Here is a 25,894-nt window from a genome sequence, read left to right as displayed (position 1 = left end):
GAAAACGCAAGGCAAGACCGATTCGGTGTTTTTTCCTGTTTCTCGTCGTGCCCGTTGTGTCGTTGTGGTTAATTCGTTTTAGGAGCACAACATGACCCAACCCACCGTGATTCGCCTGCATCCCAACGACGACGTGCTGATCGCGGCCCGGCAGCTGGTGCCGGGCACGGCGATCGATTCGGAGAACGTGACCGTGCGCGACATGATCCCGCCCGGCCACAAGATGGCCGCGCACGATCTCAAGACGGGCGACCCCGTCCGCCGCTACAACCAGATCATCGGCTTCGCCAAGGCCGACGTCGCCGCCGGGCAGCACGTCCATTCGCACAATCTCGGCATGGGCGAGTTCGAGCGCGACTACAGCATCGGCCAGGACGTGCATGAACTGCCGAAGGTGGCGCGGCCGGCCACCTTCCTGGGCTACAAGCGCCCGAACGGCAAGGTCGGCACGCGCAACTACGTCGCGGTGATCTCCTCGGTGAACTGCTCGGCGACGGTGACGCGCGCCATCGCCAACCACTTCACACGCGAGAAGCTGGCGGCGTTTCCCCACGTCGACGGCGTGATCGCCCTGCCGCACCCGCTCGGCTGCGGCATCAACGTGAACGGCGAGGGCATGCAGATCCTGCGCCGCACCATGGTCGGCTTCGCCAAGCACCCGAACTTCGCCGGCGTGCTGTTCGTCGGCCTGGGCTGCGAGCAGAACCAGATCGGCCCGCTCGTCGAGGCGATCGGCCAGCACGAGCCGGGCATGCTGCAGCAGGTGATCATGCAGGCCGAGGGCGGCACGGCGGCGGCGATCCGCAAAGGCATCGAACTGGTCGAGGGCATGCTGCCGAAGGCCAACCAGTACAAGCGCGAGGAGGCCTCGGTCGGCAACCTGATCGTCGGCCTCAACTGCGGCGGCTCGGACGGCTATTCCGGGATCACCGCCAACCCGGCGCTCGGCGGCGCGTCCGACCTGCTGGTGGCGCACGGCGCGACGACGGTGCTCTCCGAGACGCCGGAAATCTACGGCGCCGAGCACCTGCTGACGCGGCGGGCGAGGACGCCCGAAATCGCCCAGAAGCTGATCGACCGCATCGCCTGGTGGAAGGAATACTGCGCGCGCACCGGCGGCGAGCTGGACAACAACCCGTCGGTCGGCAACAAGGCCGGCGGCCTCACGACGATCCTCGAAAAATCGCTCGGCGCCGTGGCCAAGGGCGGCACCAGCGCGCTGAACGGCGTCTTCCTGTTCGCCCAGCCGATCGACGCTAAGGGCTTCGTCTACATGGACACGCCGGGCTACGACCCCGTGTCGGCGACCGGCCAGGCGGCCGGCGGCGCGCAGATCATCTGCTTCACCACCGGGCGCGGCTCGGCCTTCGGCTGCGCCGGCGTGCCGACGATCAAGCTGGCGACCAACAGCATGCTGTACGAGCGCATGCGCGACGACATGGACGTGAACTGCGGCGACCTGATCGACGGCACGCCGATGGCCGAGATCAGCCAGCGCATCTTCAACGCGATCATCCGCCACGCCTCCGGCGAAAAGGTGCGCAGCGAGGTTCTCGGCTACGGCAACGACGAATTCCTGCCGTGGCAGGTCGGGGCGGTGATGTAGGGCCGTCCTTCCGGGGGAAAGCGGCTCGGGCCGTCCGGCCTAGCCGTTTTCTCCGGTGATGAACCCGATGCGGCGCTGCTTCGGTTCGGGCGGGGCCATGAGTTGCCGGATGGCGTCGATCAGCCCGGCAATGGCTTGATCATGGCTGCCGACCTTGCGTTCCAGGGCCTCCAGCTTGGCGGCGAGGTCCTGGTGGGCGGCCAGCGTTTCTCTGAGCCGGATGAAGGCGCGGACGACGAACACGCTCATTTCGATGGCCTTCGGCGAGTTCAGGACAGTCGCCGCCATGATCGCCCCGTGCTCGGTGAAGGCGTAGGGCAGGGAACGCCTGCCGCCGTGTGGCGAACTTGAGGTCGCAAATTGCGACCTCAAGTCGTCGAACTCCTCGGTGGTCAGCTGGAACATGAACTCTTCCGGGAACCGTTCGCGATTCCTCTTGACCTGCTCGTTCAGGCGCTTGGTCGGCACGCCGTAGAGCCGGGCAAGCTCGGCGTCCAGCATGGCTTTGTAGCCGCGGACGAAGAGAATCCGCTGCGAGATGGCTTCGGGAGCTGCAGTGGCTGGATTCATTGGCGCCTCATCAGTCGCATGGTCATGCGCGATGATGACATGTCATGCCTTTTGCATCAATCGCGACGCCGTTCCTCCCGGCCTGTGGCGGCTGGCCGGACAGCGGAATCAGAACGACTCGTAGCGAATCCCGCCGCGCCGTTCGCCCTTGAACGGGCGGCCGAAGAAGATCATGCCGCGGCCTTCCAGCGCGACGCTGCCGTTCTTGACCAGGCGTTCCTGCGCGCCCTCGCCGAGCACGATGGTGCCGTTGGTGCTGGAGTCGGTGAGCAGGACGCCCTTGGCCGTGCGCTCTATCCGGCAATGGTTTCGGGAGACGTGGATGTCGGTGAGCACCAGGTCGCTCGCCGGGTCGCGGCCGATGGTGGCGACCGGGTTGTTCTCCGAGACTTCCAGCATTTTCAGCCCGAAGTGCAGGTACACGTAGGGACTCGCCGGCAGCGAATGCATCGAGGTCGGCCAGAACGATTCGCCGCCGTAGGCGCCCGAGGGAATTTCGCGCCGCCAGTCGATGACGAAGACGGGCGTGTCCGCGTCCGCTTCCTCCAGCGGGCGGGCGAGCCGGCTCAGCTCCTTGCCGAGGCCGGTACCCATCTCCCGCGAGATCAGGATGCCGTCGTTGATGCGGGCCAGCCGGGAGGCGATCTCGCGGGCGTCGTCGGCGAGGTCCTTCGAACGCTGCCGGACCAGCCCCTGATGGATGCCGATGCGCAGCGCCAGCTTCTGGCGCGACACCTGCGGCAGCACGGCGCAGCGGTGCTGCATCTCGCAGGCGCCGAGCACGGCGCCGTCCGCCGAGTCGAAGGTGACCAGCATGCCGTCGTCGAAGCGCAGGTCCACCTGTCCGTAATAAGCGGCGGCGACCCGTTCGATCCGGTTCAGGCGCCGTTCGATGGGGTGCCCCGCCTGGGCGTCGTCGAAGGTTTCGCCGTCCGTTCCGGTGCGCGCCACCTTGGCATGGAGGAAAAGCTTGCTGCGTGATCTGATCATGGCGACGGTAGGCGGATGTTCTTCGATAGGGCTGTTTTACCCCGCATAGTAGCAGCACGCCTCCGTTTTGCCTGCGGCGCCGGCGGCGGGGCGGAACAGGCGTCCCTGCCAGGTTTCCCGTTCGCCCAGGCGGGCGTCGAGCATGGCCGGGAAGCGCGACAGCCGGATGCCCCAATCGGGGGACACGCGCTGCGCGGGCGGGACTTCGCTGCCGAGGCGCTGGATGCGGATGCCCGGCGGCAGGTGTTCCAGCACGTCGATCACCGCGTCCAGGTACGCCTCCGGGCTCAGCAGCGGGACGCTGGCGGGGTCGGCGCGGTAGCGGTTGGCCAGCCGCGTACCGCGGATGATCTGCAACTGGTGGAATTTCAGCGCGTCGAGCGGCAGCCGGGCGAGGGCCCGGGCGCCTGCGATCAGCGTCTCGCGCGTCTCCAGCGGCAGGCCGAGCAGCAGGTGGCCGGTGACCGACAGCCCGCGCCGCGCCGCGCGCCGGATGGCGTCCTGCGTGCAGGCGAAGTCGTGCCCGCGCAGGCAGTCGCGCAGCACCGCGTCGTCGCACGACTCGATGCCGATCTCCAGTTCCAGCGGCACGCGCCGCGCCAGGCCGGCGAGGTAGTCGAGCACCTCGTCGGGCAGGCAGTCGGGCCGGGTGCCGACGACCAGGCCGGCGATGTCCGGGTGGCCGAGCGCGGTTTCGTAGCAGTCCCGCAGGCGCGCGAGGTCGCCGTAGGTGTTGGAATAGCTCTGGAAATACGCCAGGAAAGCCTTGGTGTCCGGGTAGCGGCGGCGCATGAAGGCGATGCCGGTGTCGATCTGGGCGAGGATGCCGCGCCGCTCGCGCAGATAGGCGGGCGTGAAGCCGTCGTTGTTGCAGAAGGTGCAGCCGCCGACGCCGAGCGTGCCGTCGCGGTTCGGGCAGGTGAAGCCGGCATCGATGGAAATCTTCTGCAGGCGGCCGCCGTGCGCGCGCTTCACCCAGTCGTTGTAGGCGTTGTAGCGGCGCCCGCCGAAGTCTTCGGGCGGGGCGGCGGCGTCGGGTGGCGGGGCAGGATGGGCCATCAGGGTGATCCGTCTCGGCGGTGGCAATCGGTGGTACGCGATGATACTGACCCCGAGCGCGTCAGGCAGTTTCCCCGTACATGAAATCGCGCGTGAGCGGCAGCCTGTCCGTCTCCGGATGGTCCGCCCGGACGACCAGGACCTGGTGGATCGAGGTCCAGGCGTGCTCGAAGGAATAGGCGCAGCCCGCCAGGTACATGCGCCAGATGCGGTAGCGGCGCTCGTCGACCAGGGTGCGGATCTTCTCCGCCGCGCGTTCGTACCGCCGCGCCCAGTGGCCGAGCGTGAGCGCGTAGTGGCGGCGCAGGTTTTCCACGTCGAAGGCCTCCAGCCCGGCGGCGCTCATCTCCTTCAGGGCCAGGCTGATGTGCGGCAGTTCGCCGTGCGGGAAGACGTAGCGGTGGATGAAGCTGCCGCCGCCCCAGGCGACTTCGCCCGAGTCGGGATTGGTCGAGGTGATGCCGTGGTTGAGCGCGATGCCGTCGTCGGCCAGCAGGTCGCGCACCTTGGCGAAGTAGGCGCGCAGGTTCTTCAGGCCGACGTGCTCGAACATGCCGATGCTGGTGACCCGGTCGAACTTTCCGCTCATGTCGCGGTAGTCGGCGAGCAGCACCTCGCAGCGGTCCTCCAGCCCGGCGGCGGCGATGCGCTCGCGGGCCAGCTCGTACTGGTTGCGCGAGAGCGTGATGCCGGTGGCGCGCGCGCCGAACTGCTGCGCCGCGCGCAGGATCAGCGCGCCCCAGCCGCAGCCGATGTCGAGCAGGCGCTGTCCGGGCTGCACGCGGATCTTGCGCAGCACGTGGTCGAGCTTCTGGATCTGCGCCTGTTCCAGCGTGTTGCCGCGCTCCTTGAAATAGGCGCACGAGTACACCATGTTCTCGTCCAGCCACAGGCGGTAGAAATCGTTCGAGACGTCGTAGTGGTAGGCGATGGCGTCGGCGTCGATCCGGCGCGTGTGGCGCACGGTACGCACCACGTGCCCGAAGCGGCCGGCCGGCCGCACGGCGTGGCGCGCCAGGCAGGCGGCGACGTCGAAGATGTCCGCCAGTTCGCCGTCCACGTCGAGCAGCCCCTCGACGTAGGCCGAGCCCAGCGAATCCAGGCTGGGCAGCACCAGGTGCCGCAGCCCCGCCGGCGCCACGACGCGGATCACCACCTTGACCGGGTCGCCCAGGTCGAAATGCACGCCGTCCCACAGCTCGATGCGTACCGGAATGTCGTGGGTGCGCAGCTGCGCGGCGAGTTTTTCAAGACGCGATTGCCAGAACATCGGCGGCTTCTCCCGTGAAATGAAAAATATCCATTGCTTACGATAGTAAAAACCTCCGGTAAGTGCCATAAGAGGACTTATATATCTAACAGGTATAAACAAATAAATAAATAGGCTTTGTAGTTCTAAGTGGCGCCGATATAGTGGGCGCGTGGCGTTTCCCCGCCGACTTTCTCAAGGAGCGAAAAATGTCAGGATCGATTCGCAAACTGTTTGCCGGCGCGTTGGCCGCCGGGCTGCTGGCAGGCGCCTTGCCGGCCTTGGCCGAGACCAGCCTGCTCAACGTCTCGTACGACGTCGCGCGCGATTTCTACAAGGACTACAACCCGCTGTTCCAGAAGCACTGGAAGGAGACGACCGGCGAGTCGATCGAGCTCAAGCAGTCGCACGCCGGTTCGACCAAGCAGGTGCGCGCCGTGGCCGACGGGCTGGAAGCCGACGTGGTGACCATGAACCAGGCCTCCGACGTCGATTTCCTGGCGGAGAAGGGCCTGGTGGCCAAGGATTACGCGAAGAAGTTCCCGAACAACGCCTCGCCCTACACCTCGACGATGGTGTTCATCGTGCGCAAGGGCAATCCTAAGGGGCTGCAGGACTGGAATGACCTGGTCAAGCCCGGCGTGCAGGTGATCCTGCCGCACCCCAAGAACACCGGCAACGGGCGCTACAGCTACCTCGCCGCGTGGGGCTACGCGCTCAAGCAGCCGGGCGGCAACGACAAGACCGCGCAGGAGTTCGTCGGCAGGCTGCTGAAGAACGCGCCGCTGTTCGCCTCCGGCGGCCGCGACGCGACGACGACCTTCATGCAGCGCAAGATGGGCGACGTGCTGGTGTCGTTCGAGAGCGAGGCCGAGCTGATCGCCAAGGAATTCGGCAAGGGCGAGTTCGACGTGGTCTATCCCTCGCTGTCGATCCTCACCGAGTTCCCGGTGGCGATCGTCAACAAGGTGGTGGACAAGAAGGGCACGCGCAAGCTGGCGCAGGCTTACCTGGAGTACCTGTGGTCGAAGGACGGCCAGGAGAACGCCGCGCAGAACTACCTGCGCCCGCGCGACGCCGAGGTGCTCAAGAAGCACGCCGCCCAGTTCCCGGCGATCAAGACCTTCTCGGTCGACGAGGTCTTCGGCGGCTGGAGCAAGGCCTTCCCGGCGCACTTCAAGGACGGCGGTTCGTTCGACCAGATCTATCAGAGCAAATAAGCGCATGTTCAACCACGGCGACACGGCGGGCACGGCGAAATTCAAGAAAGAGTTTTTGCCTTTTCGCGGTGTCCGCCGTGCCGCCGTGGTCAAAAAAAAGAACCTTCTGCCATGAAACGAGTGCTTCCCGGCTTCGGCCTGTCCCTGGGCTTCACGCTGGCCTATCTTTCGCTGCTGGTCCTGCTGCCGCTCTCCGGCCTGGTGTTCAAGGCCGGGACGCTGAGCTTCGCGCAGTTCTGGGACGTGGCCACCGGCGAGCGCGCCCTGGCGGCGTACCGGGTGACCTTCGGCGCGTCGCTGCTGGCCGCGGCGATCAACGCCTTCTTCGGGCTGGTGGTGGCCTGGATGCTGGTGCGCTACCCGTTTCCCGGCAAGCGCTTCATCGATTCCCTGGTCGACCTGCCGTTCGCCCTGCCGACCTCGGTGGCCGGCATCACGCTGGCCACGCTGTACGCCGGCAACGGCTGGATCGGGCGCTATCTCGAACCGCTCGGGCTGAAGGTGGCGTTCACGCCGCTCGGCATCGTCGTCGCGCTGACCTTCATCGGTCTGCCCTTCGTCGTGCGCACCCTGCAGCCGGTGATCGAGGACATCGAGCCGGAAGTCGAGGAGGCGGCGGCCACGCTCGGCGCCACGCGCCTGCAGACCTTCCGCCGCGTCCTGCTGCCGGGCATCCTGCCGGCGCTGCTGACCGGCTCCACGCTGGCCTTCTCGCGCGCGGTCGGGGAATACGGCTCGGTCATCTTCATCGCCGGCAACATGCCGCTGGTTTCCGAGATCACGCCCCTGCTGATCATCTCCAAGCTCGAACAGTACGACGTGGTCGGCGCCACCGCGCTGGCCTGCGTGATGCTGGCCATCTCCTTCGTGCTGCTGCTGGCGGTCAACGGCCTGCAGTGGTGGGCCGCCAACCGTCACCACGGCCGCCAGCGGGTGAGCCTGTGAGCGCCGGGAACGTGTCCGGGGTGCGCCAGGCCGCCGCCGAGCCGGCCTGGCTGCGGCTGGCGCTGACCGCCGTCGGCCTGGGCTTCCTGTTCTTCTTCCTCGGCGTGCCGCTGGTCGCGGTGTTCTCCGAAGCCTTCGCCAGCGGCTGGAGCGCCTACGCCGAGGCGCTGCGCCATCCCGAAACGCTGTCCGCGATCGGGCTGACCGTGTTCATCGCGCTCGTCGTGCTGCCCTTCAACGTGGCCTTCGGGGTGGCGGCGTCGTGGGCCATCGCCAAGTTCGACTTCCGCGGCAAGAGCCTGCTGATCACCCTGATCGACCTGCCGTTCGCCGTCTCGCCGGTGGTCGTCGGCCTGGTCTTCCTGCTGATCTTCGGCGCGCAGGGGCTGTTCGGCCCGTGGCTGGCCGCGCACGAGATCAAGATCGTCTTCGCCCTGCCGGGCATGGTCATCGTCACGCTGTTCATCACCTTCCCCTTCGTCGCGCGCGAGCTGATCCCGCTGATGCAGGCGCAGGGCAGGGAGGAGGAAGAGGCGGCCGTGTCGCTCGGCGCCTCGGGCCGGCAGATGTTCTTCCGCGTGACGCTGCCGAACATCCGCTGGGGCCTGCTCTACGGCGTGATCCTGGCCAACGCGCGGGCCATGGGCGAGTTCGGCGCGGTGTCGGTGGTCTCCGGGCACATCCGGGGCGAGACCAACACGCTGCCGCTGCACGTCGAGATCGTTTACAACGAGTACAACGCGGTCGGCGCCTTCGCCGCCGCCTCGGTGCTGGCGCTGCTGGCGCTGGTGACGCTGGCGGCCAAGACGCTGGTCGAATGGAAGATGCGCCAGGAGACCGCGACGCTGCGCGCGGACCTGCCGCCGGAAAGGACGGAATGAGTGCGGAACGCGGCGGCCCCGGCCGGAATTTCGAGTTTTCAGGATAAGAAACCATGAGCATAGAAATCAACGGCGTCGGCAAACGCTTCGGCAACTTCGTCGCGCTCGACGACATCAACCTGCACATCCCGACCGGCGAGCTGGTCGCGCTGCTCGGCCCCTCGGGCTGCGGCAAGACGACGCTGCTGCGCATCATCGCCGGCATGGAAACGGCGGACAGCGGCCACGTCAGCTTCGCCGGCGAGGAGGCCACGCACCTGCACGCGCGCGAACGCAAGGTCGGCTTCGTCTTCCAGCACTACGCGCTGTTCCGGCACATGTCGGTGTTCGAGAACGTGGCCTTCGGGCTGCGCGTCAAGCCGCGCCAGGAGCGGCCTTCGCCGGCGGAGATCCATCGCCGGGTGACGAACCTGCTGAAGCTGGTGCAGCTCGACTGGCTGGCCGAGCGCTATCCGTCGCAGCTCTCCGGCGGCCAGCGCCAGCGCATCGCGCTGGCCCGCGCGCTGGCCGTCGAGCCCAAGGTGCTGCTGCTCGACGAGCCGTTCGGCGCGCTCGATACCAAGGTGCGCAAGGAACTGCGCCGCTGGCTGCGCCGCCTGCATGACGAGGTGCACATCTCCAGCGTCTTCGTCACGCACGACCAGGAAGAGGCGCTCGAAGTGGCCGACCGCGTGGTGGTGATGAACCACGGGCGCATCGAACAGATCGGCACGCCCGACGAGGTCTATTCGAATCCGGCGTCCCCGTTCGTCTACCAGTTCCTCGGCAACGTGAACGTCTTCCGCAACCGCGTGCATGGGGCCTGGGCGGAGATCGCCCGCGACGCCGACGGCGAGGCGCCGGAGGCGGCCGAACCGCCGGCCGGCGAGCGCGGCCACCAGGCGCTGGCCTTCGTCCGCCCGCACGACATTGATATCGAAGCCGCGCCGCTGGCCGGCGGCATCGAGGCGATGGTGCAGGACGTGCACGCCATCGGCCCGCTGGTGCGGGTCGAGCTGGCGCATGCCTCGGAACTGGTGGAAGTCGAACTGACGCGCGAGCGGGCCAACGTGCTGCGCCTGCAGGAAGGCCAGCGTGTCTGGCTCAAGCCGCGCCAGGTCAAGGTGTTCAACGTGCCCGCCGACGCGCTGGAAGAGGGCGGCTCGGGGATCTGAGTCCGGCCGCGGCGAAACCCGGAAAAGGAACGAAACGCTTCCGGCCTTTCGTTCCTTCCCGCGCCGCGGTCAGTTCGACACGGCGCGCAGCTTCTTGACGAAGGCGCCGAAGGGCTTCAGTTCCCAGTTGTCCCACACCTTCTTGACGGCGGCCTTGAAGGCGGCCTGATCGGCCTTGTTGACCTTGACCGACGGCATCTTCTCGTATTCGGCGAGCAGGAGCACGTCGGAATCGGCCATCGCCTTGCGCTGCGCGGCCGTGGCATCCTGGGCCGCGGCCTTGATCCAGCCGCGCTGGTCCGAGGACAGCTTCTCCCACGCCTGGCGGCTCATGACGAACGGCGCGACGCTGTAGTTGTGGTTGGTGATCGAGATGTACTGCTGCACCTCGTGCAGCTTGGCCGAATGGATGTTGGCCAGCGGGTTGTCCTGGCCGTCCACGAATTTCTGCTTCAGGGCGTCGTAGACGGTGCTGAAATTCATCGGCACCGGCGAGGCGCCGAGGACGGTCATGGTGTCCATGATCGACTTGTCGGTGGTGGTGCGTATCCGCAGCCCGATCATGTCTTCCGGCTTGACCACCGGGTGCTTGCTGTTGGTGATCTGGCGGATGCCGTTGTCCATCCAGCCGATCACGATCACGCCCTTGGCCTCCAGCTTCTTGGCCAGATCCTGGCCGATCGGCCCGTCCAGCACTTCCCAGGCCTTCGCCGAGGTGGCGAAGGCGTAGGGCAGGCCGATCGCCGACAGGTCGGGGACCAGCGAGGACGCGGCGCCCTGGGAGTTGATGCTGAGGTCGAGCTTGCCGGTCGACACCGAGATGATCATCGCCAGATCGTCGCCCAGCTTGGCGCCGCCTTCGATGGCCACGGTGATTTTGCCGCCGCTCTTTTCCTTGACCAGCTCGGCGAACTGCTCGGCGGCCTTCGATTTGGGGTTGTTCGGCGCGTTGCCGTGGCCGAGGGTCAGGGTGAGGGGGCTCTGGGCGAATGCCTGCGGCAGGCACAGCAGGAGTGCGCTCAAGAGAAAGATTACCGTTCGTGCGGGCGCCTTCATCGGGTTCTCCAGTTCTTCTACGTTGTAAAGAGGGGGCAACAGGCTACAGGCGGAAGCGGGAAACGCTCGTCTTCAGCGCGCCGGAGAGATCGGCGAGGTGGTGTACGGTGCCCGACACCGACTCCACGGCGGCCGAGTTTTCCTCGGCGGTCTGCGCGATGGCTTCCACATTGCGGGACAGTTCGACCGAACTCGTCTTCTGCTCGCGCAGCGCGTCGGAAATGGTCTCGATCGAGTCGCGCACGGTGGTCGCCGAGTCGCGGATCTCCGCCATCGAGCGGCTGGCTTCCTGGGCCACGCCGACCACGTTGACCACGGCGTCGCGGCTGGCGCGCATGCTGTCGACGGCGGCGGTGGCGCCGTCCTGGATGCTGGCGATCACCGTGCCGATCTCGCGGATCGACGTGGTGGTGCGCTCGGCCAGCTTGCGCACCTCGTCCGCCACGACCGCGAAGCCGCGTCCCTGCTCGCCGGCGCGGGCCGCCTCGATGGCGGCGTTGAGCGCCAGCAGGTTGGTCTGCTCGGCGATCTCGCGGATCACCACGGTGATGTTGCCGATCTGCTGGACCTGCTCGGACAGCGCCTGCATCTGGCTGGAGGTGTGGCCGACGTGCTCGGAGACCTCGGCGATGCGCGTCGCCGCCGTATCCACCTGGCGGCCGCTGGCGAGCGCCTTGTCGCCGGCCTCGACGGCGCGCCGGCTGGCCTCCTCGGCGCTGGCGCCGATGTGGTCGATGCTCACCGTCAGCTGTTCGACGGCGGCCGCGGCCGCGGCGGTGGAGGCCGTCTGGTTCTCGGTGCTGGCGGCGACCTGTTCCGCCGAATTCTCCAGCTGGTTGGCGGACGAGGTCACGTTCTCCGCGTTGCCGGCGACCTCGCCGATGATCCGCGCCAGTTCCAGGCGCATGGTTTCGAGCGAGCGCAGCAGGCGGCCCACTTCGTCGTCGGAAGTGCGCCGCAGGTCGCGCGCTTCGGTCAGGTCGCCCGCCGCGATGCGCGCCGCGGAGGCGTTGGCGGCGGCCAGGCGCGAGGTCAGGCTGCGCAGCGTGGTGACGCCGACCAGCACCAGCACGGCCAGCGCGCCCAGGAAGACCGCCACGGAGGTGCGCGTCGACGCCTGTTTCGATTCGAGCGCCGTGGCGGCGGCCCGCTTGCCCAGCTCCTCGTTGTACTTGATGTGCTCCAGGAAGGCTTCGGTCAGGCGGTCGCCGCTCTCGCGCGCGTTTTCCAGTTCCTCCAGCGCGCGCTCGTTCTCGTAGTTGCGCGAGGCGGCGATGGCCACGTCGATGCCGTTCTTGTAGGTCGTCAGGAGGTTCTTCTCGATGTCCAGCCGGCGCTTGTCCTCTTCATCGGACACCAGCGCTTCGTAGTTTTTCAGGTCGTCGTCCAGCCGGGCCAGCTCTTCTTCGAGCTTTTTCTCGTTCTGCAGCTTGATCTTCGGATCGTTGGTCACCGCGTGGTGCAGGACCCGGGTGCGGATCTGGAGGTAGGAGATGATCGTGCGGGTGATGGCTTCGAGGCTGGGAATGGCCTGCTCGTTGGCATAGTTGGCGGCCTTGAACACCTTGTCCGTCTGCAGGTGGCTGATGCCCGCCAACAGCAGCAGACAACACAGCGAGGTGGCGATGAGTGCGATGAGACGTTGCGCGATGGTCATTCGATGCCCTCTTCTTCTTGCTTGAAAGAGGTGAACGCTACATTTGTAAAATATGTTTTGCAATTATGGGCGGAAAGATTTTCGTCCGGCGGCCTCCGGCCGGGCGCTTCGCGGCGGCGCCCGTCTTCCCGGCGTCATGGGGGCGGCACCCCGGCGCGAGGCGCCGCCGGGGTTTCCGGACGCCGGCCGGGGAAGGCCGGCGCCGGGCGGCCGTCCGGCGGACTCCGCGCGGCGCGGCGGGCGCTCAGAGCCAGGCGCGGATGTCCGCGGCCATGGCTTCGGCGGAAATCCGGTAGCGCTCGTGCAGCGTGGGCAGGGCGCCCGCGTCGAGGTAGGCGTCGGGCAGCGCGATCTGCCGGAAGCGGGACGGCGCGACGCCGTTGCGCAGCAGCAGGCCGGCGACGGCTTCGCCCAGCCCGCCGATCAGCGAGTGGTTTTCGGCCACCACCACCAGGCGGCCGGGCACGCCCGCCTCGCGCAGCAGCGTCGCCTCGTCGAGCGGCTTGATCGTCGGGCAGTGCACCACCGCCGCGGCGACCTTGTCGGCCGCCAGCAGCCGCGCCGCTTCCAGCGCGCGCATGGTCATCAGCCCGGACGCGACGATCAGCACGTCGCCGCCGTCGCGCAGGCGCTTGGCCTTGCCCAGTTCGAAGGCGTAGTCGTACTCGTCGAGGACGAGCGGCACCTCGCCGCGCAGCAGGCGCATGTACACCGGCCCCGCGTGGGCGGCGACCTGCGGCACCGCCTGCTCGATGTCGAGCGCGTCGCAGGGATCGATCACCGTCAGGTTGGGCATCGCGCGGAAGATCGCCAGGTCGTCCGTGGCCTGGTGGCTGGGGCCGTAGCCGGTGGTCAGGCCGGGCAGCGCGCAGGCGATCTTGACGTTGAGCCTCTCCTCGCCGGCGGTCTGGTGGATGAAGTCGTAGGTGCGGCGCGCGGCGAACACCGCGTAGGTGGTGGCGAAGGGCACGAAGCCTTCCTTGGCCATGCCGGCGGCGCTCATCATCAGCAACTGCTCGGCCATGCCCATCTGGTAGAAGCGGTCGGGATGCGCCTTGGCGAAGACGTGCAGGTCGGTGTACTTGGCCAGGTCGGCGGTCAGGCCGACGATCTCCGGGCGCTCGGCGGCGAGCGCGGCTAGCGCGTGGCCGAAGGGCGCGCTGCGGGTGCGCTGGCCCGCGCCGGCGATCGAGGCGATCATCGCCGAGGTGGTCAGGCGCGGCTTGGCGGAATCCTTGCTCGTGGTGCGGGCGCTCATTGCACGTCTCCCTTGTTCAACTGATCGATGGCGAGCTGCCACTCGTGGGCGTTGACGCGGATGAAATGGTTCTTCTCCCGCGTTTCCAGGAACGGCACGCCCCGGCCCATGCGCGTGTCGCAGAGGATCACGCGCGGCCGCGGATCGGCGCCGGCGCGCGCGGCATCGAAGGCCGCGACGACGGCGCGCAGGTCGTTGCCGTCGACGCGCTGGACGTGCCAGCCGAAGGCGGCCCATTTGTCGGCCAGCGGCTCGAAATTCAGGATCTGGCGCGACGGGCCGTCGGCCTGCTGGTTGTTGACGTTGACCAGCGCGATCAGGTTGTCCAGCCGCCAGTGTCCGGCGGACATCACCGCCTCCCAGGTCGAGCCTTCGTCGAGCTCGCCGTCGGAGAGCAGGTTGTAGACGACGGACCGCGACGCCTTGCGCTTGAGTCCGAGGCACATGCCGACGGCGATGCCGAGGCCGAGCCCGAGCGAGCCGCCGGAGACCTCCATGCCCGGCGTGTACATGGCCATGCCGGACATCGGCAGGCGGCTGTCATCGCAGCCGTAGGTCTCCAGCTCGTCCATCGGCAGCACGCCCGCCTCGAACAGCGCGGCGTAATGCGCGATGGCGAAATGGCCGTTGGACAGCAGGAAGCGGTCGCGGCCCTCCCATTCAGGATCGTCCGGCCGGTAGGCCATGGCGTGGAAATAGGCCACCGCCAGCACGTCGGCGATGCCCAGCGCCTGGGCGATGTAGCCCTGGCCCTGGACTTCGCCCATGCGCAGCGCGTGCAGGCGGATGCGGCGGGCGCGCTCGGCGAGCGCGGCGATCGATGTGGTGTCGGTCATGTCTGTCCTCGTTTCTCCTCGTTGCGGGTCAATGCGAAATCAGTTTCAGCGCCGCCGCGACGGTGCGCGCCGCGGTGATGCCGAAATGGCGGAACAGCTCGCCGGCCGGCGCCGACTCGCCGAAGGTGTCGATGCCGATCGCCGCGCCGTGGCGGCCGACGTACTTGCCCCACCCGGCGGTGGCGCCGGCCTCGACGGCCAGCGCCGGCACGGTGAACGGCAGCACGGTGTGCCGGTAGGCCGGCTCCTGCTGGTCGAAGACGTGGCACGACGGCATCGAGACGACGCGCGCGTGCACGCCCCGCGCGGCCAGCTCCTGCCAGGCCGCGACGGCGATCTGTACCTCGGAGCCGGTGGCGATCAGGATCGCCCGCAGCGGCCCGCCCTCGCGCCGCAGGACGTAGCCGCCCTTGCGGATGTCGGCGACCTGCTGCGCCGTGCGGCTCTGGCACGGCAGCTCCTGGCGGCTGAGCACCAGGCTGGTCGGCGTGTGCGCGTGTTCGAGCGCGGCCTGCCAGGCGGCCAGCGTTTCGACGGCGTCGCACGGGCGCCAGACGTCCATGTTGGGGATCAGGCGCAGCGCGGCGAGCTGTTCGACCGGCTGGTGCGCCGGCCCGTCCTCGCCGAGCCCGATCGAATCGTGGGTGAATACGTGGATCGAATTGAGGCGCATCAGCGCGGCCATGCGCAGGGCGTTGCGCGCGTAGTCCGAGAACGCCAGGAAGGCGCCGCCGAAGGCGCGCAGGCCGCCATGCAGCTGCAGGCCGTTGATGATGCCCGCCATGCCGAACTCGCGCGCGCCGTAGTGCAGGTAGTTGCCGCCCGCGCCGGGCCGGAACGGCCTGGCGGCCGGCCAGCGCGTCAGGCTGGAGCCGTTCGGGGCGGCCGAGCCGCCGATCAGTTCGGGCATCGTTCTGGCGAAGAAGGCGATGGCCTCCCGGCTGGCCTCGCGCGTCGCCAGCGCCGCGCCCTGGGCCTGCAGTGCCTTGGCCTGGCGGGCGGCACGCGCGGCGAACTTGTCGGGCAGCGCGCCGCGCTGGCGGCGGTCGAACTCGGCGGCCAGCTTGCGATGCTTGGCGCGGTACGCGGCCATCAGCGCCTCCCAGCGCGCTTGCCGGGTCGCGCCCGCCTGGCGGGCATCCCAGGCGTCGTAGAGAGGGCGGGGGATTTCGAACGGCGCATGCCGCCAGCCCAAGGCCGCGCGCGCCGTGGCGATCTCCGCCGCGCCGGGTGGTGCGCCGGCGTCGGTGGGCGCACCCTGGCCGATCGCGGTCCGGCAGCGGATCAGCGTCGGCTTCTCCGTCTGCGCCGCCGCCGCGCGCAGGACTTCGTCGACGGCGGCGACGCTGTGCCCGTCGACCTCGTCGATGACGTTCCAGCCACAGGCGCGAAAGCGCGCCGCGGTGTCGTCGGCGGACCCGTCGCCGGCAGTCCCGTTGTCGCCGTGGAGCACGGTCAGCTTGGCGAGCCGCCATGCCCCGGCGAGCGCGGCGGCCTCGTGGCTGATGCCTTCCATCAGGCAGCCGTCGCCGACGAAGGCGTAGGTCCGGTGGTCAACGACCGGAAAACCGTCGCGGTTGAATTCGGCCGCCAGCAGCCGCTCGGCGAGCGCCATGCCGACGGCGTTGGCCAGCCCCTGGCCGAGCGGCCCGGTGCTGGCCTCGACGCCCGGCGTATAGCCGACTTCCGGGTGGCCGGGCGTCATGCTGTGCAGCCGCCGGAAACGCTTGAGTTCGCTCATCGGCAGCGGGTAGCCGGTCAGGTGCAGCAGGCTGTAGAGCAGCAGCGAGCCGTGGCCGTCGGACAGGACGAAGCGGTCGCGGTCCGGCCAGCGCGGGTCGAGCGGGTTGTGCTTCAGGTGGCCGCCCCACAGCGCCACGGCGGCCTCGGCCATGCCCATCGGCATGCCGGGATGGCCCGCGCCGGCCGCCAGCGCCGCATCCAGCGAAAGCGCCCGGAGGGCGTCGGCGCGCGGGTCGGTCGGGGACACGGCGAGTCCGTCGGCCGTTCAGGCGGACCGCTGCCGCGACGACGTTTCCGGCGTTTTCCCGACGACCCGGTCCGGAGTGTCGATGGCGCGGTTCATGGCATCTCCAGGCTTATTCCGCTGCGTCGTGCAGATGGCGTTCGACGAAGGCCAGCGCGGCGCGCACCACGGATTCGATTTCGGCGCGCGGCACCGGCTCGGGGCGGCGGACCGGCCGGGCGTCCGGCCCGCGGTGCAGGCGCAGCGGGATTTCGACGGAGAGGGCGAGGTCGGTCTTCGCCACGGCCCGCACGATCCGGTCGCAGCCGATGTCGCCTGCGCCGAGCGGGGTGAAGAAGTAGCCGTCCGGCGTCACCCTGGCGTCCTTGATATGCACGTGCCCGCAGTACGGCATGGCGAGCAACGCATCCTCCGCCGGAATCACGCCGCCGGGCTTCCCAACCGGGCGGTGCGAGACGGTGTTGGCGGCGTCGTAGTTGAGCCGCAGGTTAGGATGGCCGAGCCGGTCGAGCAGGGCGATGCCGTCGGCGGCGGTGTTGATCAGGTTGTCGCTGCCGTCGCCCGGATTCTCCAGGCCGATGACCATGCCCAACTGCTCGGCGTGGCGCACCAGCGGTTCGATATTGCGGAAGAAGCGCCCGCTCCAGGCGCGCGCGGCGGCGTTGGTGTTGATCACCCGGGCGCCGAGCGCGGCGGCGAAGTCCATGCGGCCCTTGAAGACCTCGACCGCGTCCTCCCGCCCGAGGTCGATGTGCGACGAGAAGGCGTGGCACTTCACGCCCGCCCCGGCCAGCCAGGCCACGTACTGCCGGGCCTGGGCGGGCGTGAAGGCGGACTCGTCGAAGGCGCCCGTGTAGCCGACGATGAACGCCGGCTCCACGTGCTTCGCCCCGCACGACGCCAGACTGTCCAGCACCTCCGGAAACCCATACCCGTCGTACGGCGCCGCCGAGATGGAAACGATGCGATCGGTGGTCATGGTCTTTGCGTCTTTCAGTGGATGGTCAGCCAGGGCAGGTAGGCGAAACCGAGAAGGAGGAGGAAGGCGACGACGTAGAAGGGGACGAGTTCATAAACGACGTCGCCGATGCGCACCTTGGCGATCGAGCTGGTGATGAACAGCGTCGTGCCGATGGGCGGGTGGTAGAGGCCGATCGACAGGTTCACGATCATCATGATGCCCAGCTGGATGAGGTCCATGCCCACGGCGGAAGCCAGCGGCACGAACATCGGCGTGAGCAGCAGCACGGCGGCGGGCAGGTCGATGAACATGCCGGTGCCGAGCATGATCAGGTTCATCGCCAGGATGATCAGCCAGGGCGAGCGCAGGGTTTCGGTGGCGTAGGTGGTGAACAGCGCCGGCAACTGCTCGTAGGTCACCACCCAGCCGACCACGCTGGAAGCCATGATGATCAGCAGCACCACGCCGGTGGCGATGCCCGCCTCGACCAGCGCCGCCTTGATCTTGACGATCGTCAGGTCGTGATAGACCAGCCCGGAGACCACCAGCGCGTAGAGCGTGGACATCACGCTGACCTCGGTCGGCGTGGCGATGCCGAAGCGCAGGAAGATGATGATCAGCACTGGCATCGCCAGCGCCGGCCCGGCCTGGCCGAACAGCACCCAGAAGGCGTCCCAGGAGAACGGCGTGGTGTCGCGCGGGAAGTTGCGGCGGCGCCCCTGCACGTAGCAGATGCCCATGAAGCAGGCGCACATCAGCAGGCCCGGCAGGATGCCGGCGACGAACAGCGAGCCGATCGACGCGCCCGAGACCAGCGCGTAGATGATCATCGGGATCGACGGCGGGATCAGGATGTCGATGGTCGCCGCCGCGGCCAGCGTGCCGGCGGCGAACGGCGCCGGATAGCCCAGGCTCTTCAGCCACGGAATGAGCATCGAGCCGATCGCCGAGGCGTCCGCCACCGCCGAGCCGGAGACGCCGCCGAAGATCGTCGAGGACAGCACGCCGACCTGCGCCGGGCCGCCGTGCACCCGGCCGATCATCATCGACAGCAGGTTGACCAGGCTCTGCCCGAGCCGGCCGCTGACCATCAGCGCGCCGGTGAGCATGAAGAACGGGATGGCGATCAGCGGGAAGCTCTGCATCTGGTTGATCATCTGCTCGATGGCCAGGTGCACCGGCACGCGGTCGATGATCAGCAGGCCGCCGACCGCGGCCAGTACCAGGGCGTGCGCGATCGGGATCGAGATCAGCGCGGCGAGGACGAACAGGGTGATGATGATGGCGGTCATGAGTGCCCTCCTGCGGAATCGTGCTCGGGATGCCAGAGGCCGTACAGGCGGGACAGCACCACCACGGCGAGCAGCGAGAAGCCGAGCATCAGCGCCCACACGGTGACCGAGCCGGGCACCTGCATGATCGGCGTCTTCTCGTCGTGCGCGATTTCCATCAGCGGCCAGGCCTGCACCACCAGGTAGGCGTACATGCCGACGACGATCAGCGAGCCGAAACTCAGCACCCAGCGGCGGAGCGCCTCCGGGAAACGCTGGGTGAGGATCACCACGGCGATGTGCGAGCCGTGCTGCGCGGCCAGCACCACGCCGGCCATGATCAGCCAGGGGAACATCATCTCGGGCAGCTCGGAGGCCCACGACAGGCTGGTGCCCGCCGCGTAGCGCAGGCCGACGTTCACGCTCAGGATGACGAACACCACGCTCATCGTCAGGTAGAGCACGCCGCGGCACAGCGCGCCGATGACGGCGTTGAGCCCGCGCAGGGCCTGCGCCAGGGCCGGCGGCGCGTGCCGCGCGTCGGCCCCGGGCGGGTACGGTTGCGACGCGCGCTCCATTACTTGGCCGCTTCCACGACGCGCTTGGCGAAATCGCCGATCGGGCCGGTGGTCCATTTGTCGTACACCGGCTTGGTGGCGGCGACGAACTGCGCCCGGTCAACCGTGTCGATCTGCACGCCCTTGCCTTTCAGTTCGACCAGCAGCTTCTCGTCGGCTTCCTTGGACAGCTTGCGCTGCAGCTGCGTGGCTTCGGCCGCCGCCTCCTGGAAGACCTTCTGGTCGGCCGGGTTGAGCTTGTCCCAGGCGCGCTTGCCCATCAGGAACGGCGTGACCTCGTACTTGTGCCCGGACAGCGACAGGTATTTCTGCACTTCGTAGAGCTTGGACGAGACGATGTTGGTCAGCGGGTTCTCCTGGCCGTCGACCACGCCCTGCTGCAGCGCGACGTACAGTTCGGCGAACTTGATCTGCTGCGCGTCGGCGCCGAGCGCCTGCATGATGTCCACCGTCACCGGATCGGCCGGGGTGCGGATCTTCAGGCCCTTGACGTCGGCCGGCGCCTTGATCGCGCGCTTGCTGTTGGTGATCTGGCGGATGCCGTTGTCCCAGTAGCCGAGCACCACCATGCCCTTGGCCGCGGTCTTGTCGGCCAGCTCCTTGCCGACCGCGCCGTCGAGCAGCGTCCAGGCCTTCTCGATGTCGGCGAACAGGAAGGGCAGCCCGAGCGCCGCGTACTCCGGCACCACCGCGGCCACCGGCCCCTGGCTGTTGGCCGACATGTCGAGCGAGCCCGAGCGCAGCGCGGTGACCATCGCCGCGTCGTCGCCCAGCATCGCCGAATGCGCCACGAAGATTTCGTACCGTCCCCCGGTCTTCTCCTTGACCCGCTCGGCAAAGCGCATCGCGGCCTCATGCCGCGGATTGCCCGGCGCCGCCCCGTGCCCCAGCGTGACCTTGATCGGCTGCTGCGCGAACGCCACCCCAGCAAAAACCATGAGCCCCACAAAAAAACCAAGTCGGTTGCGTGTCATCGTTTGATTCCTCCTGTGCGCCGTGGTGAGGGCGCTTGTAGTTGAAGAAAAGGCGTGGCCGGATGGATCGGCCACGCGAGGGCCCTGCAAACAACCTTGCGTTGCTAGTGGATCAGCATGCCGCCGTTGACGTCCAGCGTGACGCCGGTGAGGTACTTCGACAGGTCGCTGGCCAGGAACAGGCAGACGCCGCCGATGTCGTCGGGGTCGCCGATGCGCCCGAGCGGGATCGATTCGAGGATGGACGCGCGGCGGTCTTCGGGAATCTTGCCCTTGTTGATGTCGGTGGCGATCAGGCCGGGCGTGATGCAGTTCACGCGGATGTTGTCCGGTCCGAACTCGCGCGCCATGGCGCGCGCCAGCCCGAGCACGCCGGCCTTGGCCGCCGAGTAGTGCGGGCCGCCCAGGATGCCGCCGCCGCGCTGCGCTGAAACCGAGGAAGTGCAGATGATCGAGCCCGACTTCTGCCTCTGCATGGCCGGGATGACCGCCTGCGACATGTGCAGCGTGCCGCGCAGGCTGACGTCGAGGATCGCGTCGTAATCGGCGTCGGTGATGTCCAGCGTCTTGCGCGGCTGGGTGATGCCGGCGTTGTTGAACAGCACGTCAACGCGGCCGTGGCGGTCGAGCACCTGCCGCACGGCGGCCTCGCACTGCGCCTTGTCGGTGATGTCGGCGGCCAGCCCGAGGTGTTCGCCGCCGAGCAGCGCCGCCGCCTTGTCGGGGCTGGCCGCGGCCAGGTCGATGATGACGATCTTGGCGCCCTGTTCGGCCATCATGCGGGCCGAGGCGAAACCCAGTCCGTTGACCCCGGCGCCGCCGGTGACGATCGCTACGCGGTTTGCTAGTAACATCCTTGCTCCTTTTTTCTGGGTGGTTCGGTGTCGGTATGGCCGGGGACGCACGGTCACGGCAGCGGCGCGGAACCGCCGCCGGCACCCGCCGCGACCCTCCGGCCGGTTGCTTTGGTCGTGTGCTGGCGCAGATAATCCCCGCCTTGTGACATGAACACAAACGATGTTTTTTGAACACCGGTTGAATATTTTTCATGAGGTGAGCGCGCGATGCGGACCGATCTTCCCCCTCTTTCGGCGCTGGTGGCTTTCGAGACGGTCGCGCGGCGGCTGAGCTTCGCGCGGGCCGCCGAGGAGCTGCACCTGACGCCCTCGGCGGTCAGCCACCAGATCGCCAAGCTGGAGCAGTTCCTCGGCTTCCTGCTGTTCGAGCGGACGCCGCGCGGCATCACCTTGAGCGACGCGGGCGAGAGCTACCTCAAGCGCGTCGCCGGCGCGCTCGGCGCCATCGGCAACGCCACCAACGACGTGCGCAAGGGCGTGCGCAACGCGCTCTACGTGCATTCGAGCACCAGCATCGCCAGCCTCTGGCTGATGCCGCGCCTCGGCCAGTTCGTGCGCGCCTTTCCCGACATTTCGCTGTCGCTGTCGGCCTCGCCGGTGCATTCGGACTTCGCGCTCGGGCAGGTGGACGTGGATATCCGCTACGGCGTGCCGGAGTGGCCGAACCTGGTCGTCGAGCCGATCTTCGAGGAGCGCATCCTGCCGCTGGCCAGCCCGGACCTGCTCGCCCGCCTGCCGGTGTACGTGCCGTCCGACCTGCTGCAGCGCCCGCTGATCCAGTCCACGGTCAACCTGGTGCAATGGCCCGCGTGGTTCGCCAGCCGTTCGCTGATCGGCATCCCGGAGCGCTTCGCCTTCCGCTTCGACCGCGCCTCGATGTCGATCGAGGCCGCCATGCAGGGCCTGGGCATCGCGCTGGAGAGCGACCGGCTCGCCTCGCAGCACATCGAGGCCGGGCGGCTGCGGCCGGTGTTCCACCCCGCCTGGTCGCTGCCGATCAAGGCGCATTTCATGGTCTATCCCGAGCGCCACGCCCAGCGCCCGGAGGTCGCGCAGTTCACGGCCTGGATGCGCGGGCAGGCGGAAACGACGCCCGCCGAGTGAGTTTTCCCAAGCGTCCGGCAGGTTGCGCCGGGCCGCGTCTTCGATTAAGTTTGAGCCTTTCAAACCGACGGAGCCGCTGCGGGCGCCGTTTCCAGGCCGGGCCGGCAGGCTGCGGCCGCGCGCGAATCCTTCCGCCGATCCCCGGCGCGGAGCGTGCAGGCGGAGGCGGCGCGTGGCGCGATGCGGCTCCGGTTCTTCTCCGCGGGCGCGGCCGCGACGGCCGGCGGCGCGGATGTTTAAAAAAGAGGTGCGCGAGCCGTCCGGCGGGCCGTCGGACGCCGCCGCGGGGCGGGCGCGAGGGATGGCGCGCCGCCGGCCCGACCCGGAAAGGAGATCATGGCGATCATGAGCAAGCGTCCGTTGCGCATCGGCCTGTCGGCCAGGATTTACCATCCCCAGGCCGGCGCCCGGGGCATCCAGTCCAAGTCCCTGCAATACCTCGAACAGTCGGTCGCGCACTGGGTGATGTCGCGCGACGTGATGGTGTTCATGATCCCGTCGGTCAGCGGCGACGGCCAGGTGCACCGCAGCAGCATCCGCCTCAGCGATTACGCGGAGTACCTGGACGGCCTGGTCCTGCAGGGCGGCGCGGACATTTCGCCGCAATGCTACGGCGAGGAGCCGCTGCATCCGGACTGGGCCGGCGACCGCGTGCGCGACGCATACGAGATGGAGCTGCTGCACGAGTTCATGGAGTCGGGCAAGGCGGTGCTCGGCATCTGTCGGGGCGCGCAGCTGATCAACGTGGCGCTGGGCGGCACGCTGCACCAGGACATCGTGCTGCAGGTCGAGAACGCCGCCTCGCACGTGCATGAGGATTTCGACCGCCACGCGCACGGCGTCACGTGGAGCGGGTCGTCGGCGTTCGCCAAGCTGTATCCGGGCATGACCGGCGGCCGGGTGACCTCGATCCACCACCAGGCGATCAAGACGCTGGGGCGCGGCCTGCGCGTCGAGGCCACCAGCGTCAACGACGAGGTGATCGAGGCCGTGCGCCTGGAAACCAAACCCTACGTGCTCGGCCTGCAGTGGCATCCCGAGTTCCACCCGCCGGGATCGTCGGAGCTGCTCGACTGCACGCCGATCCTCGACGAGTTCCTTGCCGCCGCGCGCGGACGCCGCTGGTGAGCGTGCCGCGGGGAGAACGCGGCGGCCGGCCGCCGGCCGGCTCGATACGAACGATTTGCCGATCACCATCAAGGAGTGACCGAAGATGATTGCATCCTTCCTTGCCCCCTTCCGCGACGCCTGGACGGCGCTGCAGGACACGCTGTACTTCCTGCCGCCGTTTCCCGCGCGGATCGACACGCTGGCGCTGCTCAGCCTGCTGCTGGTCACCGGCCTGCTGGTGGCCGAGTGGCTGCGCGGCCGCTGGGGCTGGCCGCGCGTGCTCGGCTACGTGGTCGCCGGAACCGTGTTCGGGCCGCCGCTGCTCGGCTGGATCAACACCGACATCCTGGCCCAGCTGCGGCCGATCGCCGACGCGGCGCACGGCCTGCTGCTGCTCGAAGCCGGCCGCCGCCTCGACCTGCGCTGGCTGCTGCGCAACCGCGACCTGCTGCGCGGCAGCGTGAGCGACGTGGTGCTGTCGTTCATGGCGATCTACTGGTTCGCCTACCTGGCGGTCGGGCTCGAACCGGCGTGGGCTGCGGCGACGGCGGCGGTGACCATGGCCTCGGCGCCGGCCGTGGTGCTGCTGATCATCGAGGAATCGCGGGCGCAGGGGCAGGTCACCGAGCGCGTCATGATGTATTCGGCGCTCGGCTCGGCCGCCTCCTTCATCATCTTCGTGGTCGTGCTCGGCATCGTGCACGCGCAGCAGGAACTCTCGTGGGTGGTCACGCTGGTGCATCCGCTGTGGGCCGGCGGCGGCGCCTGCCTGATCGGCTGGCTGGCCTCGCGCCTGGCGCTGGTCATCGCCGGCCAGCTGCCCAAGCGTTCGCTGGCGCAGGTCTTCGTGCTGGTGGCGATGGCCCTGCTGGCGGTCGGCGTGGCGCGCATGCTCGGCGTGCCGGTGTTCCTCACGCTGTTCCTGATGGGCGTCATCCTGGCCTTCCGCGACGAGGACCGGGTGCTCAGCTACACCAGCCTGCCGGAAGGGCACTGGATGCTGGCGATCATCCTGTTCGTGGTGGTCGGCGCCTCGCTGCAGTGGCGCGACGCCTCCTGGCTGCTGGTGGTGCAGGCGCTCGGCCTGCTGCTGGTGCGCGCGGCGGCCAAGCTGCTGGCCATGGCGCTGTCCGGCGGCACCCTGCCGGTCGGCAAGCGGCTGCTGGCCGGCGTCGGCATCCAGCCGCTGTCGGCCACCGCGGTGTTCATGGTTTTCGAGGCCGGCCGGCTCTACCCGGAGATCGGCAACGCCTCGCTGCAGCTGGCCTTCTTCGCCGCGGCGATCATGGACGTGGCCGGTCCGATCCTGTGCCGCTTCGCCCTGAACCGCGCCGGCGAGACGGCGGTTGAAAAAGAAATTCCCGGAGGGACCCTATGAGCGATACCAACGATACGCTGGAGTTCACGCGCAGCGAGCCGCTGACGCTGGGCGTCGAGCTCGAACTGCAGTTGCTGACCACGCGCGACTACGACCTGACGCGCGGCGCCTCGGACCTGCTGCGCGCCGCGCAGCACGACGGCGCCAACGGCGACGTCAAGCTGGAGATCACCGAGAGCATGATCGAGATCAACACGCAGGCGCGCGCCTCGGTCAACGCCATCGCCGCCGATCTCGACGCCCTGCGCGGCCTGCTGGTCGAGCAATGCGCGCGCAACAACATCGCCCTCTGCGGCGGCGGCACGCACCCCTTCCATTCCTGGCCGGACCGGCGCATCTCGCCCGGCGAGCGCTACGAAATGACCTACGAACGCTACGGCTACCTGGCCAAGCAGTTCACCGTCTTCGGCCAGCACATCCACATCGGCTGCGCCAGCGCCGACGACGCGGTGTGGCTGACCCAGGCGCTCGGCCCCTACGTGCCGTACTTCATCGCCCTGTCGGCGTCCTCGCCGTACGTCGACGGCGTCGATACCCTGTTCCAGTCGGCGCGCCTCAACGCCGTGTCGGCCTTCCCGCTCAGCGGGCAGTGCCCGGAACTGGCGGACTGGAACGGCTTCCTGGCGCATTTCGAATTCCTGCGCGACTGCGGCATCGTCGCCAGCATCAAGGACCTGTACTGGGACATCCGGCCGAAGCCCGAATACGGCACGGTCGAGATCCGCGTCTGCGACACGCCGCTCGACATCGTGCAGGCCGCCGCGCTGGCGGCGTTCGCGCAGTGCCTGGCGCGCAAGCTGCTGCGCGAGCGGCCGGCCTTCGACGCCGGCGGCGCGCTGCAGGTGGCCCGCTACAACAAGTTCCAGGCCTGCCGCTACGGCTTCGACGCGCGGATTTCCTGCCCGCAGAAGCGCGCCCAGGAGGACCTGCGCACGATCCTCCGCGAATTGCTCGACGCGCTCGGCGACGACGCCAGGGCGCTCGGCTGCCGGCATTGGCTGGACGTGCTGCGCACCGCGCTGCTCGCCGGCACGACCGGCTCGGACTGGCTGCGCGCCCGGCAGGTCGCGCACAAGAACCTGAACGACGTGGTGCGCGATTCCGCCGAACGCTTTGCCGCCACGCGCCCGTCCACCGCCTGAGTTCGCGCCCGCCTCCGCGTGCCGGATCGGCCGGGGGCGGGTGCTATAATC

General features: G+C 68.5%; 23 protein-coding genes. 9 read left to right on the top strand and 14 right to left on the bottom strand.

Going from position 1 to position 25,894, the window contains the following annotated elements:
• The first annotated feature begins 91 nt into the window (after positions 1 to 91).
• Entirely contained in the window at positions 92 to 1,606 is a 1,515-nt protein-coding gene (locus QM701_RS07385; RefSeq protein WP_415166445.1) for a UxaA family hydrolase, read from the top strand.
• Between the two features lie 39 nt (positions 1,607 to 1,645).
• Here QM701_RS07385 and QM701_RS07380 read toward each other — a convergent pair whose 3' ends face one another.
• The 4 genes from QM701_RS07380 to QM701_RS07365 form a co-directional block, all read right to left on the bottom strand.
• Positions 1,646 to 2,176, bottom strand: a complete 531-nt coding sequence (locus tag QM701_RS07380; protein WP_415166444.1) for an ORF6N domain-containing protein — start codon at positions 2,174 to 2,176, stop codon at positions 1,646 to 1,648.
• Positions 2,177 to 2,284: 108 nt separating this feature from the next.
• Entirely contained in the window at positions 2,285 to 3,166 is an 882-nt protein-coding gene (locus QM701_RS07375; protein WP_415166443.1) for an FHA domain-containing protein, read from the bottom strand.
• A gap of 36 nt (positions 3,167 to 3,202) precedes the next feature.
• Positions 3,203 to 4,225: a TIGR01212 family radical SAM protein gene (locus QM701_RS07370; RefSeq protein ID WP_415166442.1), complete on the bottom strand. Its 1,023-nt coding sequence runs from the start codon at positions 4,223 to 4,225 to the stop codon at positions 3,203 to 3,205.
• Between the two features lie 61 nt (positions 4,226 to 4,286).
• Positions 4,287 to 5,495, bottom strand: a complete 1,209-nt coding sequence (locus tag QM701_RS07365) for a class I SAM-dependent methyltransferase (RefSeq protein ID WP_415166441.1) — start codon at positions 5,493 to 5,495, stop codon at positions 4,287 to 4,289.
• 188 nt (positions 5,496 to 5,683) lie between these two features.
• Between QM701_RS07365 and QM701_RS07360 the strand changes: the two genes are divergently transcribed.
• The 4 genes from QM701_RS07360 (at position 5,684) to QM701_RS07345 (ending at position 9,674) form a co-directional block, all read left to right on the top strand.
• Positions 5,684 to 6,694 carry a sulfate ABC transporter substrate-binding protein gene (locus QM701_RS07360; RefSeq protein ID WP_415166440.1) on the top strand — a complete coding sequence of 337 codons (1,011 nt, stop codon included), beginning with the start codon at positions 5,684 to 5,686 and terminating at the stop codon, positions 6,692 to 6,694.
• Positions 6,695 to 6,805: 111 nt separating this feature from the next.
• Complete coding sequence (gene cysT, locus QM701_RS07355) at positions 6,806 to 7,639, top strand: sulfate ABC transporter permease subunit CysT (protein ID WP_415166439.1); 834 nt, start codon at positions 6,806 to 6,808, stop codon at positions 7,637 to 7,639.
• Positions 7,636 to 8,520 (top strand): sulfate ABC transporter permease subunit CysW, encoded by an 885-nt coding sequence (gene cysW / locus QM701_RS07350; RefSeq protein WP_415166438.1) that lies wholly within the window; start codon positions 7,636 to 7,638, stop codon positions 8,518 to 8,520. The genes cysT and cysW overlap by 4 nt, the downstream gene beginning before the upstream one ends.
• Positions 8,521 to 8,573: 53 nt before the next feature.
• Positions 8,574 to 9,674, top strand: coding sequence for a sulfate/molybdate ABC transporter ATP-binding protein (locus tag QM701_RS07345; RefSeq protein ID WP_415166437.1), 1,101 nt, complete (start codon positions 8,574 to 8,576; stop codon positions 9,672 to 9,674).
• Positions 9,675 to 9,743: 69 nt separating this feature from the next.
• On the opposite strand, the gene QM701_RS07340 is transcribed toward QM701_RS07345, so the two are convergent.
• The 10 genes from QM701_RS07340 to QM701_RS07295 form a co-directional block, all read right to left on the bottom strand.
• Positions 9,744 to 10,697, bottom strand: a complete 954-nt coding sequence (locus tag QM701_RS07340) for a TRAP transporter substrate-binding protein (RefSeq protein ID WP_415166436.1) — start codon at positions 10,695 to 10,697, stop codon at positions 9,744 to 9,746.
• A gap of 76 nt (positions 10,698 to 10,773) precedes the next feature.
• The gene (locus QM701_RS07335) at positions 10,774 to 12,387 is read right to left on the bottom strand and encodes a methyl-accepting chemotaxis protein (protein WP_415166435.1); all 1,614 of its coding nucleotides are present in this window, start codon (positions 12,385 to 12,387) and stop codon (positions 10,774 to 10,776) included.
• Between the two features lie 244 nt (positions 12,388 to 12,631).
• Positions 12,632 to 13,645, bottom strand: coding sequence for a transketolase family protein (locus QM701_RS07330; protein WP_415166434.1), 1,014 nt, complete (start codon positions 13,643 to 13,645; stop codon positions 12,632 to 12,634).
• Positions 13,642 to 14,481, bottom strand: a complete 840-nt coding sequence (locus QM701_RS07325; RefSeq protein ID WP_415166433.1) for a transketolase — start codon at positions 14,479 to 14,481, stop codon at positions 13,642 to 13,644. The genes QM701_RS07330 and QM701_RS07325 overlap by 4 nt, the downstream gene beginning before the upstream one ends.
• 28 nt (positions 14,482 to 14,509) lie before the next feature.
• Positions 14,510 to 16,471 (bottom strand): transketolase, encoded by a 1,962-nt coding sequence (tkt, locus tag QM701_RS07320; protein ID WP_415166432.1) that lies wholly within the window; start codon positions 16,469 to 16,471, stop codon positions 14,510 to 14,512.
• 109 nt (positions 16,472 to 16,580) lie between these two features.
• The gene (locus QM701_RS07315) at positions 16,581 to 17,447 is read right to left on the bottom strand and encodes a sugar phosphate isomerase/epimerase family protein (RefSeq protein ID WP_415166431.1); all 867 of its coding nucleotides are present in this window, start codon (positions 17,445 to 17,447) and stop codon (positions 16,581 to 16,583) included.
• 14 nt (positions 17,448 to 17,461) lie between these two features.
• On the bottom strand, positions 17,462 to 18,721 hold the full coding sequence (locus QM701_RS07310) for a TRAP transporter large permease (RefSeq protein WP_415166430.1): 1,260 nt from the start codon (positions 18,719 to 18,721) through the stop codon (positions 17,462 to 17,464).
• Complete coding sequence (locus QM701_RS07305; RefSeq protein WP_415166429.1) at positions 18,718 to 19,278, bottom strand: TRAP transporter small permease; 561 nt, start codon at positions 19,276 to 19,278, stop codon at positions 18,718 to 18,720. The genes QM701_RS07310 and QM701_RS07305 overlap by 4 nt, the downstream gene beginning before the upstream one ends.
• On the bottom strand, positions 19,278 to 20,216 hold the full coding sequence (locus QM701_RS07300; RefSeq protein WP_415166428.1) for a TRAP transporter substrate-binding protein: 939 nt from the start codon (positions 20,214 to 20,216) through the stop codon (positions 19,278 to 19,280). Before QM701_RS07300 ends, QM701_RS07305 begins: the two co-directional genes overlap by 1 nt.
• Positions 20,217 to 20,356: 140 nt before the next feature.
• Positions 20,357 to 21,106 carry an SDR family NAD(P)-dependent oxidoreductase gene (locus QM701_RS07295; RefSeq protein WP_415166427.1) on the bottom strand — a complete coding sequence of 250 codons (750 nt, stop codon included), beginning with the start codon at positions 21,104 to 21,106 and terminating at the stop codon, positions 20,357 to 20,359.
• Positions 21,107 to 21,316: 210 nt separating this feature from the next.
• On the opposite strand from QM701_RS07295, the gene QM701_RS07290 reads away from it, so the two are divergent.
• The 4 genes from QM701_RS07290 (at position 21,317) to QM701_RS07275 (ending at position 25,843) form a co-directional block, all read left to right on the top strand.
• Complete coding sequence (locus QM701_RS07290; RefSeq protein WP_415166426.1) at positions 21,317 to 22,213, top strand: LysR substrate-binding domain-containing protein; 897 nt, start codon at positions 21,317 to 21,319, stop codon at positions 22,211 to 22,213.
• A 336-nt stretch (positions 22,214 to 22,549) separates the two neighbouring features.
• The gene (locus QM701_RS07285) at positions 22,550 to 23,341 is read left to right on the top strand and encodes a gamma-glutamyl-gamma-aminobutyrate hydrolase family protein (RefSeq protein WP_415166425.1); all 792 of its coding nucleotides are present in this window, start codon (positions 22,550 to 22,552) and stop codon (positions 23,339 to 23,341) included.
• Between the two features lie 85 nt (positions 23,342 to 23,426).
• Positions 23,427 to 24,701 carry a cation:proton antiporter gene (locus QM701_RS07280; RefSeq protein ID WP_415166424.1) on the top strand — a complete coding sequence of 425 codons (1,275 nt, stop codon included), beginning with the start codon at positions 23,427 to 23,429 and terminating at the stop codon, positions 24,699 to 24,701.
• Positions 24,698 to 25,843, top strand: coding sequence for a YbdK family carboxylate-amine ligase (locus QM701_RS07275; RefSeq protein ID WP_415166423.1), 1,146 nt, complete (start codon positions 24,698 to 24,700; stop codon positions 25,841 to 25,843). Before QM701_RS07280 ends, QM701_RS07275 begins: the two co-directional genes overlap by 4 nt.
• The last annotated feature ends 51 nt before the right edge of the window (positions 25,844 to 25,894 follow it).

Source organism: Propionivibrio sp., from assembly GCF_047602565.1.
GTDB lineage: Bacteria > Pseudomonadota > Gammaproteobacteria > Burkholderiales > Rhodocyclaceae > Propionivibrio.
Note: the sequence above shows the minus strand (reverse complement) of the source record. Positions and strands in the feature narration are given on the sequence as shown.

Excerpts from the sequence above, each read along its gene's own strand:
- QM701_RS07325 (WP_415166433.1), bottom strand. The coding sequence starts at position 14,481 with ATGACCGACACCACATCGATCGCCGCGCTCGCCGAGCGCGCCCGCCGC.
- QM701_RS07305 (WP_415166429.1), bottom strand. The coding sequence starts at position 19,278 with ATGGAGCGCGCGTCGCAACCGTACCCGCCCGGGGCCGACGCGCGGCAC.
- QM701_RS07295 (WP_415166427.1), bottom strand. The coding sequence starts at position 21,106 with ATGTTACTAGCAAACCGCGTAGCGATCGTCACCGGCGGCGCCGGGGTC.
- QM701_RS07360 (WP_415166440.1), top strand. The coding sequence starts at position 5,684 with ATGTCAGGATCGATTCGCAAACTGTTTGCCGGCGCGTTGGCCGCCGGG.
- QM701_RS07370 (WP_415166442.1), bottom strand. The coding sequence starts at position 4,225 with ATGGCCCATCCTGCCCCGCCACCCGACGCCGCCGCCCCGCCCGAAGAC.
- QM701_RS07315 (WP_415166431.1), bottom strand. The coding sequence starts at position 17,447 with ATGACCACCGATCGCATCGTTTCCATCTCGGCGGCGCCGTACGACGGG.
- QM701_RS07285 (WP_415166425.1), top strand. The coding sequence starts at position 22,550 with ATGGCGATCATGAGCAAGCGTCCGTTGCGCATCGGCCTGTCGGCCAGG.
- QM701_RS07335 (WP_415166435.1), bottom strand. The coding sequence starts at position 12,387 with ATGACCATCGCGCAACGTCTCATCGCACTCATCGCCACCTCGCTGTGT.
- QM701_RS07290 (WP_415166426.1), top strand. The coding sequence starts at position 21,317 with ATGCGGACCGATCTTCCCCCTCTTTCGGCGCTGGTGGCTTTCGAGACG.
- QM701_RS07345 (WP_415166437.1), top strand. The coding sequence starts at position 8,574 with ATGAGCATAGAAATCAACGGCGTCGGCAAACGCTTCGGCAACTTCGTC.
- QM701_RS07280 (WP_415166424.1), top strand. The coding sequence starts at position 23,427 with ATGATTGCATCCTTCCTTGCCCCCTTCCGCGACGCCTGGACGGCGCTG.
- QM701_RS07310 (WP_415166430.1), bottom strand. The coding sequence starts at position 18,721 with ATGACCGCCATCATCATCACCCTGTTCGTCCTCGCCGCGCTGATCTCG.
- QM701_RS07385 (WP_415166445.1), top strand. The coding sequence starts at position 92 with ATGACCCAACCCACCGTGATTCGCCTGCATCCCAACGACGACGTGCTG.
- QM701_RS07330 (WP_415166434.1), bottom strand. The coding sequence starts at position 13,645 with ATGAGCGCCCGCACCACGAGCAAGGATTCCGCCAAGCCGCGCCTGACC.
- cysT (WP_415166439.1), top strand. The coding sequence starts at position 6,806 with ATGAAACGAGTGCTTCCCGGCTTCGGCCTGTCCCTGGGCTTCACGCTG.
- QM701_RS07300 (WP_415166428.1), bottom strand. The coding sequence starts at position 20,216 with ATGGTTTTTGCTGGGGTGGCGTTCGCGCAGCAGCCGATCAAGGTCACG.
- QM701_RS07275 (WP_415166423.1), top strand. The coding sequence starts at position 24,698 with ATGAGCGATACCAACGATACGCTGGAGTTCACGCGCAGCGAGCCGCTG.
- QM701_RS07380 (WP_415166444.1), bottom strand. The coding sequence starts at position 2,176 with ATGAATCCAGCCACTGCAGCTCCCGAAGCCATCTCGCAGCGGATTCTC.
- QM701_RS07365 (WP_415166441.1), bottom strand. The coding sequence starts at position 5,495 with ATGTTCTGGCAATCGCGTCTTGAAAAACTCGCCGCGCAGCTGCGCACC.
- QM701_RS07375 (WP_415166443.1), bottom strand. The coding sequence starts at position 3,166 with ATGATCAGATCACGCAGCAAGCTTTTCCTCCATGCCAAGGTGGCGCGC.